General features: G+C 46.6%; 14 protein-coding genes and 2 pseudogenes. 2 read left to right on the top strand and 14 right to left on the bottom strand.

Features of this window, described 5'->3' with window-relative positions:
* Window positions 1-3 precede the first annotated feature (3 nt).
* From cydB to CS022_RS01170, 5 genes and pseudogenes are all read right to left on the bottom strand, one after another.
* Window positions 4-1,139 (bottom strand): annotated as a pseudogene (gene cydB / locus CS022_RS01190) (cytochrome d ubiquinol oxidase subunit II).
* 12 nt (window positions 1,140-1,151) lie between these two features.
* Window positions 1,152-2,732: a cytochrome ubiquinol oxidase subunit I gene (locus CS022_RS01185; protein WP_201746184.1), complete on the bottom strand. Its 1,581-nt coding sequence runs from the start codon at window positions 2,730-2,732 to the stop codon at window positions 1,152-1,154.
* Window positions 2,733-3,207: 475 nt separating this feature from the next.
* On the bottom strand, window positions 3,208-4,215 hold the full coding sequence (gene ruvB, locus CS022_RS01180; RefSeq protein WP_129120745.1) for a Holliday junction branch migration DNA helicase RuvB: 1,008 nt from the start codon (window positions 4,213-4,215) through the stop codon (window positions 3,208-3,210).
* Window positions 4,216-4,227: 12 nt separating this feature from the next.
* The gene (gene ruvA, locus CS022_RS01175) at window positions 4,228-4,860 is read right to left on the bottom strand and encodes a Holliday junction branch migration protein RuvA (protein ID WP_129120744.1); all 633 of its coding nucleotides are present in this window, start codon (window positions 4,858-4,860) and stop codon (window positions 4,228-4,230) included.
* A gap of 159 nt (window positions 4,861-5,019) precedes the next feature.
* On the bottom strand, window positions 5,020-6,837 hold the full coding sequence (locus CS022_RS01170) for an ABC transporter transmembrane domain-containing protein (RefSeq protein WP_201746176.1): 1,818 nt from the start codon (window positions 6,835-6,837) through the stop codon (window positions 5,020-5,022).
* Between the two features lie 372 nt (window positions 6,838-7,209).
* On the opposite strand from CS022_RS01170, the gene CS022_RS01165 reads away from it, so the two are divergent.
* The gene (locus CS022_RS01165; protein WP_129120743.1) at window positions 7,210-7,680 is read left to right on the top strand and encodes a DUF2780 domain-containing protein; all 471 of its coding nucleotides are present in this window, start codon (window positions 7,210-7,212) and stop codon (window positions 7,678-7,680) included.
* Window positions 7,681-7,743: 63 nt separating this feature from the next.
* Here CS022_RS01165 and CS022_RS01160 read toward each other — a convergent pair whose 3' ends face one another.
* The 9 genes from CS022_RS01160 to aspS all read right to left on the bottom strand — a co-directional run bounded on the left by CS022_RS01160 (window position 7,744) and on the right by aspS (window position 14,728).
* Window positions 7,744-7,971 (bottom strand): hypothetical protein, encoded by a 228-nt coding sequence (locus CS022_RS01160; RefSeq protein WP_129120742.1) that lies wholly within the window; start codon window positions 7,969-7,971, stop codon window positions 7,744-7,746.
* Window positions 7,972-8,145: 174 nt separating this feature from the next.
* The gene (locus CS022_RS27065; RefSeq protein ID WP_268967841.1) at window positions 8,146-8,709 is read right to left on the bottom strand and encodes an MFS transporter; all 564 of its coding nucleotides are present in this window, start codon (window positions 8,707-8,709) and stop codon (window positions 8,146-8,148) included.
* A gap of 47 nt (window positions 8,710-8,756) precedes the next feature.
* Window positions 8,757-9,113: an MFS transporter gene (locus CS022_RS27060; RefSeq protein WP_129120740.1), complete on the bottom strand. Its 357-nt coding sequence runs from the start codon at window positions 9,111-9,113 to the stop codon at window positions 8,757-8,759.
* Window positions 9,110-10,564, bottom strand: a complete 1,455-nt coding sequence (locus CS022_RS01145; RefSeq protein WP_129120739.1) for an FAD/NAD(P)-binding protein — start codon at window positions 10,562-10,564, stop codon at window positions 9,110-9,112. The genes CS022_RS27060 and CS022_RS01145 overlap by 4 nt, the downstream gene beginning before the upstream one ends.
* A 276-nt stretch (window positions 10,565-10,840) precedes the next feature.
* Window positions 10,841-11,164: an isochorismatase family protein gene (locus CS022_RS01140; RefSeq protein ID WP_201746175.1), complete on the bottom strand. Its 324-nt coding sequence runs from the start codon at window positions 11,162-11,164 to the stop codon at window positions 10,841-10,843.
* On the bottom strand, window positions 11,094-11,345 hold the full coding sequence (locus CS022_RS01135) for a cysteine hydrolase family protein (RefSeq protein ID WP_129120737.1): 252 nt from the start codon (window positions 11,343-11,345) through the stop codon (window positions 11,094-11,096). The genes CS022_RS01140 and CS022_RS01135 overlap by 71 nt, the downstream gene beginning before the upstream one ends.
* Window positions 11,346-11,488: 143 nt before the next feature.
* Window positions 11,489-12,010 (bottom strand): crossover junction endodeoxyribonuclease RuvC, encoded by a 522-nt coding sequence (gene ruvC, locus CS022_RS01130; protein ID WP_129120736.1) that lies wholly within the window; start codon window positions 12,008-12,010, stop codon window positions 11,489-11,491.
* Between the two features lie 7 nt (window positions 12,011-12,017).
* Window positions 12,018-12,764: a YebC/PmpR family DNA-binding transcriptional regulator gene (locus CS022_RS01125; protein WP_129120735.1), complete on the bottom strand. Its 747-nt coding sequence runs from the start codon at window positions 12,762-12,764 to the stop codon at window positions 12,018-12,020.
* 182 nt (window positions 12,765-12,946) lie between these two features.
* Window positions 12,947-14,728: an aspartate--tRNA ligase gene (gene aspS / locus CS022_RS01120; RefSeq protein WP_129120734.1), complete on the bottom strand. Its 1,782-nt coding sequence runs from the start codon at window positions 14,726-14,728 to the stop codon at window positions 12,947-12,949.
* Window positions 14,729-15,052: 324 nt separating this feature from the next.
* On the opposite strand from aspS, the pseudogene CS022_RS01115 reads away from it, so the two are divergent.
* Window positions 15,053-15,933 (top strand): annotated as a pseudogene (locus CS022_RS01115) (DUF72 domain-containing protein).
* The last annotated feature ends 348 nt before the right edge of the window (window positions 15,934-16,281 follow it).

The raw sequence follows: 16,281 nt of genomic DNA, 5'->3' as shown, positions 1-16,281 counted from the left end.
CTATCAATAAAGTGATGATTTGTTGTCTTCGATGTATTTTTCATCGAGACGGCCAAACATTTTGTAGTAACACCAAGTCGTGTAGCCAAGGATAACAGGCACCATAACAGAGGCCACACATGTCATGATTGTCAATGTTAACTGGCTAGACGTGGAATCCCACATCGTCAGGCTGTGCGCAGGCACAAGACTTGACGGCATGATGAATGGAAACAAAGCAAACCCTGCTGTCAAAATTACTCCTGCAATAGCGAGACTTGAAAACAGGAACGCGAAACCACAACGATTAAAGCGTGAAGCCAGAGCCGACAGCAAAGGCATGAAAACCGCCAGTGTCGGTGCAATCCACAGCAGCGGATACGTTTCGTAATTTCTGAACCACGCACCTGTTTCCAGCATCACTTCTTTGTTAAGCGGATTTGACGCCGCATCGTGAATAAGCTGACTGGTGACGACATAACCCTGAATGCTTTGAACCCAGATACCTGCAACAACAAAACAAACGACCATAAGCACGGAGCTGAGTTGAGACATGACTCTTGCTCTGTCTCTCAGCGCGTCCGTCGTTTTCATCTGAAGCCAGTTTGCACCTTGCGCCAAAACCATAAACAGACTGACAAGGCCACACAGTAATGCAAACGGATTAAGCAGGTCGAAAAAGCCGCCTTTGTATGTCGGGATCAGAAACTCGTTGAACTCGAATGGCAATCCCTGAAGAAGATTACCAAAAGCAACACCAAAGATGATTGGTGGCACAAAACTGCCCACGAAAATCGCACGGTCCCAGTTCTTACGCCACGTTGGATTCTCAATCTTTGAGCGGTAGTCGAAACCGATAGGACGAAGCCACAAAGCTGCCAGCGTCAGTATCATCGCCAGATAAAAGCCAGAGAAAGACGTGGCATAAACCAACGGCCATGCTGCGAAAAGCGCACCACCCGCAGTGATAAGCCATACCTGATTACCATCCAGTGCGGGGCAATAGAGTTAATCATGATACGACGTTCATTGTCTGTTTTACCGATAACCGGGACCAGCGCGCCGACCCCCATATCAAAGCCATCTGTTACCGCAAAGCCGATGCAAAGCACACCGATTAACGCCCACCAAATGAAACGGATTAATTCATAGTCAAACATGTTAGCTCTCCCTTACACTTCAACTTGACGAGACAGTTCGGGTTTAAAGCCTTCTTGCTCGAAGTGATAGCGACCTGTTTTAAGGCTGCTTGGACCGAGACGCGCGAACTTAAACATCAGATACATTTCTACGATCAGGAACACGGTATACAAGGCAATAATGGTTGCTAATGATACCCACAGGTCACTCACAGGTACCTCGGAGTGGGCCATGGTCACTGGCAGAATTTCACCGACGGCCCACGGCTGACGACCAAACTCGGCGACAAACCAGCCAGCCTCAGAGGCAATCCACGGCAGCGGGATAGAGAACAACGCTAGTTTAAGTAACCACGGTTTTTGACCGATACGCTGACGGCAGGTTTGATAGAATGCCATTCCAAAGATGAAGAGCATGGCAACACCACATCCGACCATAATGCGGAACGCGAAGAACAGAGGCGCAACATGCGGGATCGAATCTTTCGCCGCGGCCTTAATTTCAGACTCTGTGGCATTAGGAACATCATCGGTATGCGCTTTCAACAGCAGGCCATAACCCAGATCATGTTTCACTTCATCAAACTTAGCGATATTTTCTGGTGTCTTGTCACCTGAACGAAGTTTTTCAAGCAACTCGTAAGCCACCATCCCGTTACGAATACGCAGCTCATTTTTCGCTACCAGATCACTCAAACCCAACACTGGCGTATCGAGTGAGCGCGTCGCGATAATCCCCATCACATAAGGGATTTTAATGGCGTAATCGGTATGCATGGTTTCCTGATTCGGAAGACCAAACAGGGTAAAGGCGGCAGGCGCCTCTTCTGTGTGCCACTCAGCCTCGATGGCTGCCAGTTTCGCTTGCTGTACATCACCCAACTCATAACCAGAATCATCACCCAGTACCAGAGTAGACAGAATCGCAGCTATACCAAATGACGCCGCGATAGCAAATGAACGACGGGCGAAAGGCAAATCACGACCTTTCAGCAAGTAGTAAGAACTGATACCTAGAACGAACATTGCACCAGTCGTGTAACCTGCAGAAACCGTGTGAACAAATTTCACCTGAGCGACTGGGTTCATGACGACATCTGCAAAGCTCAACATCTCCATACGCATCGTTTCGAAGTTAAACTCTGCGCCAACTGGGTTTTGCATCCAGCCATTAGCGACAAGAATCCACAGAGCGGAGAAGTTAGATGCGATAGCAGTCAACCAAGTTACCGTTAAGTGCTGACGCTTAGAGAGTCGGTCCCAACCGAAGAAGAACATACCTATCAAGGTAGACTCGAGGAAGAAAGCCATAAGAGCTTCGATAGCCAGCGGGGCACCGAAGATGTCACCCACGTAATGTGAGTAGTATGCCCAGTTTGTACCGAACTGGAACTCCATCGTCAGACCAGTTGTAACTCCAAGAGCAAAGTTGATAGCAAACAACTTACCCCAGAATTTTGTCATGTCTTTGTAAACTTGTTTGTCGGTCATGACATAGAGCGACTCCATGATGGCCAGCAAGAACGCCATACCAAGAGTCAGTGGAACAAATAAGAAGTGATACATCGCAGTTAATGCAAACTGGAACCGCGACAGATCGACTATGTCAGTTATCATGATAACTCCTTCGTTGTCAGTGCGACTGACGTAAGTACTCAGGTACTTATAAGTAAATGCTCAAATAAATACACTAGCGGGATATAAGGGCTCAGTTTTTATTGCTTCCAGCAGATGTGAATTTACTGCCGATAAATTGTTACACCAATGTTTTTCAAACGTTGGTTTTTTGTCAATCAACCCCTAATATACTGTGGAGAAAGGTTACGCCTTTTTCATAATCAGTTAAAGGATTCGTGCAGTCAAAGTCACAAAATACACGTAATCATTTCTTTCCATATCGCCTATAAAATTGATCTAAATCAAAGATATGAAATGTTAATCATCGAAGGATTTGAAATCATACATACATTATGGTTATTGAAAGTTCACTACTAAGAGTCGGATATCTTGAGAAATTCGCTGTCTATTAAGTTAGATTTTGATAAAAAAACGGCGCCCTCAGGCGCCACTTTTTTCTGAACAACATTTTTTATTCTGGCAGGTCAAAACCGAAGTGTAAGTAAGATCGTTGGCTGGCTATCCTGCCTCTAGGAGTACGTTGAAGGTAACCTTGCTGAATAAGAAAAGGCTCCAACACATCTTCAATCGTATCTTTCGCTTCGCCAATCGCAGCCGCTAAGTTGTCAAGACCAACAGGACCCCCATCAAATTTCTCAATGATGGCTTTTAGGAGCTTTCTGTCCATGTAGTCAAAGCCCTGTGTATCAACATCAAGCATATCCAGTGCTTTCGCGGCGATGTCAGCACAAATTCGTCCATCAGCTTTTACTTCTGCGTAGTCACGAACACGCCGCAGCAACCGGTTAGCGATTCGGGGTGTCCCTCGCGCACGGCGGGCTATCTCAAGCGCTCCCTGATCATCCATATCCAAATTAAGGCAATTTGCACTGCGCTTCACAATCCCCTTTAGATCAGTAATGTTGTAATACTCAAGACGCTGAGTAATACCAAAACGATCCCGAAGGGGTGATGTCAGAGAGCCTGCTCGGGTTGTAGCACCCACCAAAGTGAAAGGAGGAAGATCGATCTTTATCGAGCGCGCAGCCGGCCCCTCACCGATCATAATATCAAGTTGATAGTCTTCCATTGCCGGATAAAGCACTTCTTCAACCACTGGGCTCAGACGATGTATTTCATCAATGAATAGCACATCATGAGGTTCCAGATTTGTAAGAAGTGCAGCAAGATCACCTGCTTTTTCTAAAACAGGTCCGGACGTGGTACGAATATTCACGTCCATTTCATTGGCAACGATATTTGCCAGCGTAGTTTTACCCAAACCCGGAGGACCGAAGATCAGTAGATGATCGAGAGCCTCCTCGCGCTTGCGCGCTGCATGAATAAAAATCTCCATCTGGTCGCGAACATGATCTTGCCCTTGATAATCAGCAAGCATCTTTGGGCGTATTGCGCGATCAATAATCTCATCTTCTTTACTGGGCGGAACGGAAGACGTCAGACGGTCAGCTTCTATCATTCTGTTGTCCTTTTACACCATTGACCGTAATGCTTCACGGATGATGGCTTCACAGCTCATACCATCCTGAGCAACTTGCTTGACCACTTTCTCAGCCTGAGCAGCTTTATACCCGAGGGCAACCAATGCACTGGTTGCTTCATCTTTCGGATTGCTTGACGCCGCAACAACTGTGTCGGTGCCAGATGAAGCACGTTTTGCGGCGGCATCAGCATGGGGAGTAAACAAATCGAACGCATGCCAGTTCTTGAGGCGATCACGCATTTCGATGACCAAACGTTCTGCTGTCTTCTTGCCAACACCGGGGATCTTCACCAGCGTTGAAATATCTTCACGCTCGACGCTGTCAACAAACTGTGTCGCTGTCATTCCTGACAAAATAGACAAGCCAAGCTTCGGCCCCACCCCGTTAGCTTTAATGACCTCACGGAATAAGGCGCGCTCGACTGTTGTGTTGAAGCCATAGAGTAGCTGCGCGTCTTCCCGCACCACGAAATGGGTGTAAATGACTGCCTCTTCACCTAAGTCAGGAAGTTCATAGATGCAGTTCATCGGCATACTGACTTCGTAGCCAATACCATTTACTTCAATAAGAATTTCAGGGGGTTGTTTTTCCAGAAGGGTTCCGCGCAATCGGCCAATCACAAGTCGCTACTCTTATTACATTTGATATTCCCGATAGCATAATGAACAACTGGATAGATATCCAGTTTTCGGCCTTTTGATTTACTGAAACGTTGACCAAACAATCAGCAATTAAAAATACCCTGCACATACAGGGTATTTTTCGAGCGATGGGGTGTCTTAACTACCCACCAGTTGAGGTGTGGTATTGTCCTCACCGTTAATCAATTGTAATCGGGCGAACTCCTTGTACACGTCGCTGGTGCGCATCAGCTCGTCATGTGTCCCGCTGGCAACCAGCTCACCCTTATCCATTACCAAGATGCGGTCAGCATTCACTACAGTCGACAATCGGTGGGCGATGATTAACGTCGTTTTCTTTTGCATTAAGGTGTCCAGCGCGCGCTTGACGTGAAATTCACTCACCGCATCTAACGCACTGGTGGCTTCATCAAGCAGAAGAATTGGCCTGTCAGCCAAAATCGCTCTGGCAATTGAAATACGTTGCTTCTGGCCACCGGAAAGTCGGACACCCCGCTCACCCAGTTCTGTGTGATAGCCGTCAGGCAATTCCTGAATGAACTCGTCTGCTCTGGCTGAACGACAAGCATCGATTACCTGTTCCTCAGAGGCATTTGGCAACCCATACCTGACGTTTTCAAGCACTGACATCGCGAAAATCACTGACTCTTGGGGCACTAACGCAAACTGCTCACGCAGCTCATCAACAGAAAGTGAAGACACAGGGATGCCTTCGACCGTCACGTTGCCAGACTGAGGGTCGAAGAAGCGCTGGAACAAAGAAAAGACGGTACTTTTTCCTGCTCCACTCGGGCCAACTAACGCCACTCTTTCTCCCGGTTTGACATTAAAGTCAAGGTCAGTAAAGATTTGGCTTTCGTTGTCTCCGGGGTATGTAAAGTTAACGCCTTCAAAACTCAATGAACCGGACACGGCCTTGGGAAGACTCACTGCATCTTCCGGGTCAGAAATATCAGGCGTGGCCTGAGACAGCTCAATCAGTCGCTCACTTGCGCCGGCTGCGCGCTGAATTTCACCCACCACTTCACTGATCGTCGCCACTGCACCCGCGACCACAACTGCGTAGAAAATGAAGGCAGACAACTCACCGCCGCTCATTGAGCCTGAAATCACACTTTGCGCGCCAAACCACGTCACAATGACGATTGCCGAGATACTCAACATCATCACAGCGAAAATAAGCATTGAACGATACCAGATACGTTTCCGCGCCGCCGACATTGCCACCTCAACACCCAAGCTGAACTGTTTGTTATCAACCTCTTCATGACCGTATGACTGAACGGTATGTATCTCATGAAGCGTTTCGTCTATCTGAGCACCCAAATCAGCCACTTTATCCTGACTAACCCGCGCCAGCCGTCTTACTTTTTTACCTAGCACCATCACAGGTACCAGCACGACAGGTACAACGAGCAGAACCATGGCGGTCAGCTTTATGCTGGTTATCCCCATCATAATAACCCCACCAACCACAGAAAGCGCTGAACGCAAAGCCATTGAAAGACTTGAGCCGATAACTGTCTGCAACAGTGTGGTATCGGCAGTGAAACGGCTAATTACCTCACCCGTGCGCTCCCTCGCAAAGAAGGAAGGCGACAATGCCAACATCTTTTTATAAATCTCTAAACGGATGTCAGCACTGACTCGTTCGCCCAACCAACTCATGAAGTAAAAGCGAAAAAACACCGCCACAGAGCTTAAGAAGGTAATACCGAGGATCAAAAATACAATTTGAGTGAGACGTTCGCCGTTACCGGCGAGAAAGCCATCATCAATCAACAAGCGAACACCTTGTCCAAGCGCAAGCCATGCTACCGAGCTTAATAAAAGAAAGAATACCGCACCAAACACACGCCCCTTGTGAGGCTTTAGAAAGGAACCAATCCAACGGACAACGTTCCCCGTGCTCACTTGAGAAAGTGGGGAATTGTCTTTCGTATTTTTATTTTTCACTCTGATCCTTAGATTTATTGAAAACCCTTTCTTTTACGTTAACAGATAGTTTTGGTTCAGGTAATACGAATATACACGTTATGAAATAACATTGGTCGCCTGCATCCTTAACAAACACCTCATCATTTCTGGTTGAAATGATGATAGGTTTATCATCACGATGCCTTCGTTCGCAGATCTTGGACTCTGCAAAGTCATACATACGTTTACTATGTTCTTGCGTTTGATTTACATCGACTTTCTATCCCTGCAAATCACAAATGCGCCCGGCATGGATGCGAAAACTTCCCTTACTGACAACTCGGTTTGTGAAGTGCGCCGGCCAGCCTACTTTTCGATGTATCGATTTGCGCCTTGTCATAGGAGCAAACCATGAAGAAGTATCCCCTTTTCATTTCTCTCACCGTACTGGTGTCACTGACTCAGCCAGTCGTGTCACATGCCTTCAACTTACCCAGCCTTTTGAGTGACGAGAAAAAAACTGAGCAACAGAGCCCAGCCAGTCCACTCATCGACTCGCTGAGTCAATCTCTCGGCATAAGCTCAGAGCAAGCAGCAGGTGGCGCAGGCGCGCTGCTCACGCAGGCTCTCGGGCAGATGAGTAAGAAGAACAATAATGAGCTTAACAGCTTAATTCCGGGAATGGAGAACCTGACAAATACACTTCCCGGAGGTTTGGGAGCGCTGCTTAACACGTCATCTGATGTCAGTAAGATCTTCACCAGTCTGGGTCTTGATCCGGCGATGGTAAGTCAGTTCACCCCCATCATTATGAAGTTTTTGGGTGAGAAAGGAGCAAGCAGTGCACTGCTGAGTGAACTCAAAGGAATTTGGCCCAAATAGTCTGAACCCAGAAGTTGCCAGAGGCGGTTTGAATCTTCAAATCGCCTCACACCCTCAACGTAATCAGGTTTTCTCCTCTTCATCAGCGGCGTCAAATAACGATGTCAATGCATCCATATTTTCTGGCGATGGAAGTAACTTCTTAATTGCTGGCAATACCTGTTTAAATACCTCGGTATCAGCCTTATGTAGCCATTCGAACAGTACCATTTCAGTATTTACCACTTGCACGCCAAGCTTCTGGCTTTGCAAGGGTTGGCCGTAGATACCAAATGAAAACTGTACTGGCAAAGATCAGCAGAATAAACATCGCTAAGAATCTACCATAAAGTGGAAGATCCAGTTTGCTCATCGCCATGGATGTAAAACCAGCAAATATCATTTCTGTAAAATAGAAGATACTACCCGCGAACCCCGCGATATGTGGAAAAGGCTGTAGTGCTTTTCCTTGGCAGTTGGGGACAATCAGCCACAACCGAAGAGAAAAACAAACATTCCAGTTGTCACCGAAATCGGTTCAGGGTTGATCAGGGATGAGAGTGTTAAAAGCATCAAAGCGAGGGTGCTAACTGCCAGCCCATAGGAAATAAGTCTATCCGCCCCTACCTTAGAAACCAGTTTCTTCGTTGCATAAGAGCCGCAGATATAACCCTGAGAAATCAGCGCAAAAATCAGTGCGAAAGTACGAAGCCCAACATCAAATTCCCCCTGGTAAATAAAGGAAGACTCAACGATAAATAGAAAAAATGCACTCCATACCAATGAAATAGTGAGTGTATACACAAGGAACGCACGGTTATGCCAACAATGTTGGAATTTACTTGCCAAACGACGTAATCGCAGAGCCTCACTATCCGTGTTGCTATTTGTTTCAGGGATCCAAATCAGAACGGCTGCGCCAATGCTTAAGCCGAGCAAAACCAGTAAGCTAAAAATGTGCCGCCAAGAAACGATTTCTGCGATAGCTCCTCCTAGAACGGGAGCAATGAGTGTAGAAAGTGTCATGCTAGCGGCAATGACCGCTAGCATGCCGATGGCCTGCGACTCCGTGTAGACATCTCTTATGATAGAGCGAACTAATACCGTGCAGCTCCCAATGCCAAAGGCTGAAGGAAACGAAAGAAGATCATTTGTGAAATCGTGTCGCTGAAATAGCAACCGATAGACGCCAAAACGAAGACGGATATGGATAAAAGCAGACAGGGTTTTCTCCCGAACTTGTCGGAAGCAATCCCAAAAAGCAGTATAGAAGCTGCAAATCCTATCATGTAAGAAACGAACGTCAGTTTGCCAAACTCTTGCGTTGTACCAAGCTGTTCAACAACGACAGGTATCGCCGGAACAAGTAGGTCCGTGGAAATCATGGGTAGGGCGACTAACAAGGCGAATAGCACGCTAACGCTTGTCTTTTCAACATCTAATGAACGCTTCATGCTGATGCTCTCTGTTCTATATTTAAATCAGACAAGATATTATTTGCGATAGAAAAAGAATTTCGTACGGCGTGTATAGTGGCAAATGCAGAGAAAAATACGCCACAAGTAATCGCACCATTGGCATAGAATCCTGTCGTTTCTTCGCCATTTTTAGAGATGACTTGCAGATTATATGGATTGATATCGATCCCGCCAAAATGGTTTTCTAATAAGTTGTCGTCAGTATCTATGCTACATAATAAACTGGATTTGTGTTTTTTAATGGATTTTGACATGCCAGTACAATTTGCCACGTAATCAAAATCCAAGGATTTTTGTGTTATTAGTCTAAATCCATAAACGTAATCTTCTTTGATTTCTTTTAGACCTTTTTCTATTTGGACATAGCCACTTTCTATAGCATCATTAAGGAAAACGCCATTTTCGAAAGTAATAGGATGTGCCAAACACATCCATTTGCTATGAAAGTTTTCATAAAAGTAGGATTTATCTTTTGATGATAATCTCATCCAAATAAGGTCGATAAGCTTTGAACGATATAGCGCGCTAAGTATTTCTTGGTCTGGGCTTGCACTCTTTGCCAAATCGAGTTGGGAAGCGATGAACGTAGACGGGCAAGTTACTTTTTCCGATGACAAAAGGAATGAATCTCCCGAATTAGAGAGTTCATGAGACAGAAGTTCTATCACTTTTTCTAAGGGGACATGACCATGGTTATCTTTCAGTGACTCTATCACATCCCATCTTAAGTACTTGAGTGGTATGGGGGAGGATACTAGGCTTCTCACGTGCGGTGGGTTGTTTGTGCGAGAGAATAGAGTGATTGGTCCTTTATGGCCATTGTAGAATAACTTTTTGACCACATCGAAAGCGGTTAAGCGTGTTCCTACTATTGCGATACTGTTATGCTTATCTATTTTTGTGAAATCATATTTCCATGGGTTATTTATGTAATTGCTGTTTTCAGTCTGCTCTATAAGAGAAGTAGGCTCAGAATGGCCAGCAAATAATACAACTTTATCAACAATGTCAAAATTATTGAAAGTGTATACTTTGAATAGCTTCCCTATTTTACTTATTTTCTTAACTGCTTGTTCCTTACTGTTGAACCTTATCCAAGGATTACTTTCGTTTATAAGTTTGTTGTACTGTTCTTTTAAGTAATTACCGAATATATACCTTGGTATAGAGTGCGTAGGTATGTTGTTTTTATTTAGCCATTGTAAAAAACAAGAGGAGTTACTTGAATCAATCGACATTATACCTGCTGGAAGGTTAAGCAAACATGCATTACTTTTGGTTTGATAAGCCAAGCCTCCCATTTTTTCAGGCTCATAAACCGTACCGTCTAAATAGGTGTTACCAATACCATGACTTTTTACATGGTTTGATAGTGATTTCATTACTGATATGCCAGCTACGTCAGCACCTATTATCGCAATTTTCATTCTTGGTATTACCGACTGACTAATTTATATGGTAGTTATGATGATATTGATAACCTAATGAAAATTAATCTCGTTTCAAGATGATTATGAGAGATAATAGGAGACTGGGAATTAATTCACGGAATACCTGAAAATAAATCAAATTGCATAAAATATTAGTCATCACCGCCAAGGTTAGCCTTAATTATTTGGCAGGCTTTTTGGGGGATAGGATTTTTGAAACCGGGTTAATATAAGGGGGAAGTTGCCAATTTCGTGCTACACTCGCGTTTCATTTCAGATTAATACATAACACCTCATGCCTTCACATAAGACCCAATCATTCACTTCAGCTCGTCGAATCGCATCATCAACATGAGAAGAACTTCTTGACCCAATCGCATCAGACCCCAGATACACTTCGAAGCCGTTTTCTAGCAAACCAATGGCGCTTTGTAATACACAAACGTGTGCTTCTATCCCGATAATGATGACTTGCCGTTTCTCCATACCTGCAAGATCAGCGATGGCCCCAGGTTCAGCGACCAGACTAAAATTCGTTTTTGTCAGCGTATGATGTTCGCCAGCGGTTGAAGTTAGAAATGAGGATGATGGGGCCAATTTTATCGACGCAATGCTCGCTAAATACTCTGGGGATATCGAGTTTTCTCGCTACATCGAGTAGCACAGTCGTCCGATGTAAAAGAGACACATGGTTGTGAATTGCAGGTAGCAGTTCTTCCTGAATATCAACAGCCAAAAGTATACTGTTGGATGCTGTGATCAGCGTTGATTGTGTCACTTTGCCTCCCTATTTATCGACAGCCTACTCTTCCAGAGTAAACAACATCCCAAAATTTAACAGGAAGATAGAAAAGTTATTGGGTCATTGAAAAGAAACAGCGAGAGAAGGCATCCCTTGTCCCGCCGTTTTCATGTAGACGTTTACTGATAGCGGCCCCTCCGGGCACGTGATGCCTGCCCCGCCATTGCAACTAGCGTATGGTTGGTATGAGCGTGACAAATTGCCACAGCCAATGCATCAGCAGCATCGGCCTGTGGGGTTGAAGCCAGTTTTAGCATATGAACCACCATATGTTGTACCTGCTTCTTATCTGCACTGCCTTTGCCTACAACCGCCTGTTTGATCAGGCGAGCAGCATATTCAGAAACGGGTAAGCCAGCATTAACGGCAGCGACCATTGCACTGCCCCGTGCTTGTCCAAGTTTGAGTGCAGAGTCTGCATTGCGGGCCATGAATACTTGCTCAATAGCAAAGGTATCAGGCTGAAACTGAGTGATCACCTCACTGACACCCGCATAAATCTGACCTAGCTTACCCGCCAAATCGTCCGATTCAGTGCGGATACAACCACTTCCGAGGTACTCTAAATGACGTCCTTGCTGGCGAATCACACCATAGCCTGTGATCCGCGAACCCGGATCAATCCCGAGAATAATAGCCATCCGTCAGTTATTCCAACGTCGCAGCCACCTCATCGGAAATATCACCGTTGTGATACACCTCCTGAACATCATCAAGATCTTCGAGGGCATCAATCAAGCGAAGCAGTTTTGGCGCAGTATCAGCATCCAGATCGGCCTTAGTAGAAGGAACCAATGTTACTTCTGCATTTTGTGCTTCTAAGTCAGCAGCATCGAGTGCATCTTTGACCGGGCCAAAATCAGACGGCGAGGTGTAAACGTCAATTGAGCCATCTTCATGCGTCTCAACATCGTCTGCACCCCCCTCCAGCGCCGCTTCCATCACCTCGTCCTCATCCAGACCCGATGCGTAAGAAATCACGCCTTTCTTTTCAAACAAATAGTTCACGCTACCATCGGTGCCCAGATTGCCACCTGCTTTTGAGAACGCGTGACGAACGCCGGAAACAGTCCGATTACGATTGTCTGTCAGACATTCCACCATGACTGCTGTTCCGCCCGGACCGTAACCTTCGTAGATGACGGTCTCCATATTCTCGTCACCTTCACCACCCGCACCGCGTGAGATGGCACGGTTAACCGTGTCTCGGGTCATGTTGTTTGACAGTGCTTTATCGACTGCCGCACGGAGGCGTGGGTTGTTCTCTGTTTCGGCGCCGCCTTCTTTTGCTGACACCACAATTTCACGGATAAGTTTGGTGAAGATTTTACCGCGTTTAGCGTCTTGCGCTGCTTTACGGTGTTTGATGTTGGCCCATTTACTGTGACCTGCCATGTTTCACTCCATTATCAGCAAGGAAAAGTGCCTTAATCTGGCTCGGGGAGGTGGCCAGCTGGCCTCGTTTTGTGCTGAGGTTGTTCTGATTAACTTATTGTTTATAGCAAACAGAACTCTCTGTTTGCCTGAAATAAAATAAGGCCAGAGATTCTGGCCTTATTTTCAACGCATTTTGAGACTTAGGCGTCGTTTTGTTCTTTCTGTGCCGCCGTAATCGTCAACGCCAGTTCTTCAAGCGCTGCCGGATTGGCTTCGCTTGGTGCATCAGTCAGAAGACAAGCTGCCGCCGTTGTTTTCGGGAACGCGATAACGTCACGAATATTCTCAGTACCACACAGCAGCATCACAAGACGGTCAAGGCCAAATGCCAAACCCGCGTGTGGCGGCGTACCGTACTTGAGCGCTTCAAGCAGGAAGCCAAATTTTTGCTGCTGCTCATCTTCTTCAATGCCCAACAGGTCGAAGACAGCCGTTTGCATTTCTGAGTTATGAATACGAACAGAGCCGCCACCCACTTCATAACCATTAAGGACCATGTCATAAGCGTCTGACAGCGTGCCCGCAGGGTTTGCTTTCAGCTCTTCTGGCGTCACACCTAAAGGTGCTGTGAATGGGTGGTGAACGGCATGCAAGTTGCCTTCGTCATCATCTTCGAACATTGGCCAGTCAACAACCCAAAGCGGTGCCCACTTGCTGGTGTCTGTGAGCTCACGATCGATACCCAGTTTCAGACGCAGCGCGCCCATCGCTTCTGTCACCACTTTCGCGCTGTCAGCACCAAACAGAATGATATCGCCAGACCCCGCGCCAGTGCGGTCAAGGATTGCGTTGACCACTTCCTCATTCAGGAACTTGGCAACCGGAGACTGAACACCCTCGAAGCCCGCTGCGCGGTCGTTGACTTTCATCCATGCCAAACCTTTGGCACCGTAAATACCGACGTATTTGGTGTACTCATCGATTTGCTTACGAGACAGCTCAGCGCCGCCCGGAACACGGATAACCGCAACACGGCCTTTCTCATCGTTCGCAGGGCCAGAGAATACTTTGAATTCAACGTCTTTCAGGATGTCAGCCACATCGACAAGCTCAAGCGGGTTACGCAAGTCTGGTTTGTCAGAGCCGAAACGACGCATTGCTTCTTCATAAGACATCATTGGGAAATCGCCCAGATCCACATTTAGCAGCTCTTGCCACATGTTGCGGATCATTTCTTCCATCTTCTCGCGCACTTCTACCGCGGTCATGAAAGAGGTTTCGATATCTATCTGAGTAAACTCAGGCTGACGGTCGGCACGTAAATCTTCGTCACGGAAGCACTTCACGATTTGATAGTAACGGTCAAATCCTGACATCATCAGCAGCTGCTTGAACAGCTGTGGAGACTGAGGCAGTGCGTAAAATTTGCCCTTGTGGACACGACTAGGTACCAGATAGTCACGCGCGCCTTCTGGGGTTGCTTTCGTCAACACAGGCGTTTCGATATCAAGGAAGCCATTGTCATCTAGGAAACGACGAACAAAGCTCGACGCTTTTGCACGCAGCTTGATGCGGTCACTCATTTCAGGACGACGCAAGTCAAGGTAGCGGTGCTTCAGGCGCTGCTCTTCAGAGTTGTTTTGGTTGAAATCCAGCGGAAGCGGCTCTGCACGGTTGATAATCTCAAGACCGCGCGCCAGCACTTCTACTTCACCCGTTGCCATGTCTTTGTTGACCTGACTGCCTGGGCGTACACGGACTTCACCGGTAATTTTGATACAAAATTCGTTACGTAGCTGGTTAGCGATGTCAAAGACATCTTTCATATCCGGATCAATCACCACCTGAACGACACCTTCACGATCTCGCATATCGATGAAGATAAGACCGCCTAAATCTCGGCGACGGTTAACCCAGCCGCAAAGTTCCACAGTTTGCCCTGCAAGGGCTTTGTTCAGGTGACCACAATATTGGGTTCGCATAGAAAATTCCCGATCTGTTTTGATTGTCCGGTTGCACTGCTTTGTGTGCAAAAATACAAAATCACGCGGCCTGTTTTGCCGCAGATAGCTGCCAGCCAGACGTTTGCCTAGCAACCATCAGAGATAACAAAATGACGGAGCATTATAAAGGAAAAAAACGGCTCTGAGTAAAGAGAGAAACAGTAAATGCGGGAAATGCCGTTGATTGACCAAAAAACCACCACCACTTGACCAAACAACCGCAACATTATCAGAATACCGACTTATCGGGATTACCAACAATAAGTGATTATGGACGCCATCACCCCTGCGACACTCGAAGCAATGCCCCGCCCTCCCATTCGACTCGGGCTTACACAATGGTCGCACAATGACTGGCAACGAAAGTTTTATCCCTCTGGTACCAAAGCGGGCGAGAGACTTGCTCGCTATGCACAGGTCTTTAATACCGTCGAGGGGAACACTACGTTTTATGCCAGCCCGTCCCCTGCCACGGTTGAAAACTGGAAGTCGGCAACCAGCGACAACTTCAGCTTCACGTTCAAGTTTCCCAAGGCAATCACCCACCAGCTGATGCTCCAGCATGCTGATGCTATGGTCGGAGAATTCCTGACGTTAATGGCACCACTTCACGCACGTATTGGCATGTGGACACTGCAACTGCCCGCCGCGTTTGGCCCTGACTCGCTGCCGGCGCTGGATAATTTTCTAACATCTATGCCTCGTGACTTTCAGATGGGTGTGGAGGTACGTCACCCCGCATTTTTTGCCAAAGGTGACGATGAGAAAGCTTTTAATGCACTTTTGATTTCTCACAGTGCTGATCGCATCATCATGGATTCTCGGCCAGTCTTTGCGGTTAAAGCCGACACCGACGCCTTATTGATGCACAGAAGAAAAAACCCAGAGTGCCGGTTCACGTTATCGCGACCGATCAATCCCCTATGGTGCGTTTTATCGGAAACCCAGCATTAGCGGAAAACGATGCGTTTTTCACTCCTTGGAAAAAGAAGTTTTGCCAGTGGATAACAGAAGGAAAAGTGCCGTATCTGATGGTACACACCGCTGACAACACCGAGGCACCGGAGCTGGCCAACCACTTTTATAAATTGATTTCAGAGGAACTGGCAACTGACGAGAAACCCCTACCAGAAATCGCAACACTGAACCCTGATAGACATGGCGATCAGCTTAGCCTGCTGTAAGCAAAGAAATCTCTATCGCTGCAACATTGGCCAAGCGTTATCTAAGCAAGCAATAAAAGAAAACAGTGTATAAAAGATTAACTTTTGATGTGAACAAGCCTCCTGCAAAGCCGTTATGATTCGCTCGCTTCTTAGCAGGTCACACTGCTTCATTGAGCGTTCCTAATAACTCTAATCACACGGAAGAGATTTTCTTTTTAGCTCGTGCTGAACAGGTCATATTTCAGCAAACGGCCGCCGATTTGTGCGGCCTTTTTTTCATTCTGAATTCACTCGGTTTAGGCTGTATTAATCGCCAGTTTCCCTGACGAAAAAAAGCCGACAGGCAGAAGGCTGTCGGCAACATGC

The organism is Veronia nyctiphanis (assembly GCF_004116385.1).
GTDB lineage: Bacteria > Pseudomonadota > Gammaproteobacteria > Enterobacterales > Vibrionaceae > Veronia > Veronia nyctiphanis.
Note: the sequence above shows the minus strand (reverse complement) of the source record. Positions and strands in the feature narration are given on the sequence as shown.

Coding starts and splice junctions, on each gene's coding strand:
- ruvB (WP_129120745.1), bottom strand. CDS start 4,215: ATGATAGAAGCTGACCGTCTGACGTCTTCCGTTCCGCCCAGTAAAGAA.
- CS022_RS01125 (WP_129120735.1), bottom strand. CDS start 12,764: ATGGCAGGTCACAGTAAATGGGCCAACATCAAACACCGTAAAGCAGCG.
- CS022_RS27060 (WP_129120740.1), bottom strand. CDS start 9,113: ATGAAGCGTTCATTAGATGTTGAAAAGACAAGCGTTAGCGTGCTATTC.
- CS022_RS27065 (WP_268967841.1), bottom strand. CDS start 8,709: ATGCTAGCGGTCATTGCCGCTAGCATGACACTTTCTACACTCATTGCT.
- CS022_RS01165 (WP_129120743.1), top strand. CDS start 7,210: ATGAAGAAGTATCCCCTTTTCATTTCTCTCACCGTACTGGTGTCACTG.
- CS022_RS01145 (WP_129120739.1), bottom strand. CDS start 10,564: ATGAAAATTGCGATAATAGGTGCTGACGTAGCTGGCATATCAGTAATG.
- aspS (WP_129120734.1), bottom strand. CDS start 14,728: ATGCGAACCCAATATTGTGGTCACCTGAACAAAGCCCTTGCAGGGCAA.
- ruvC (WP_129120736.1), bottom strand. CDS start 12,010: ATGGCTATTATTCTCGGGATTGATCCGGGTTCGCGGATCACAGGCTAT.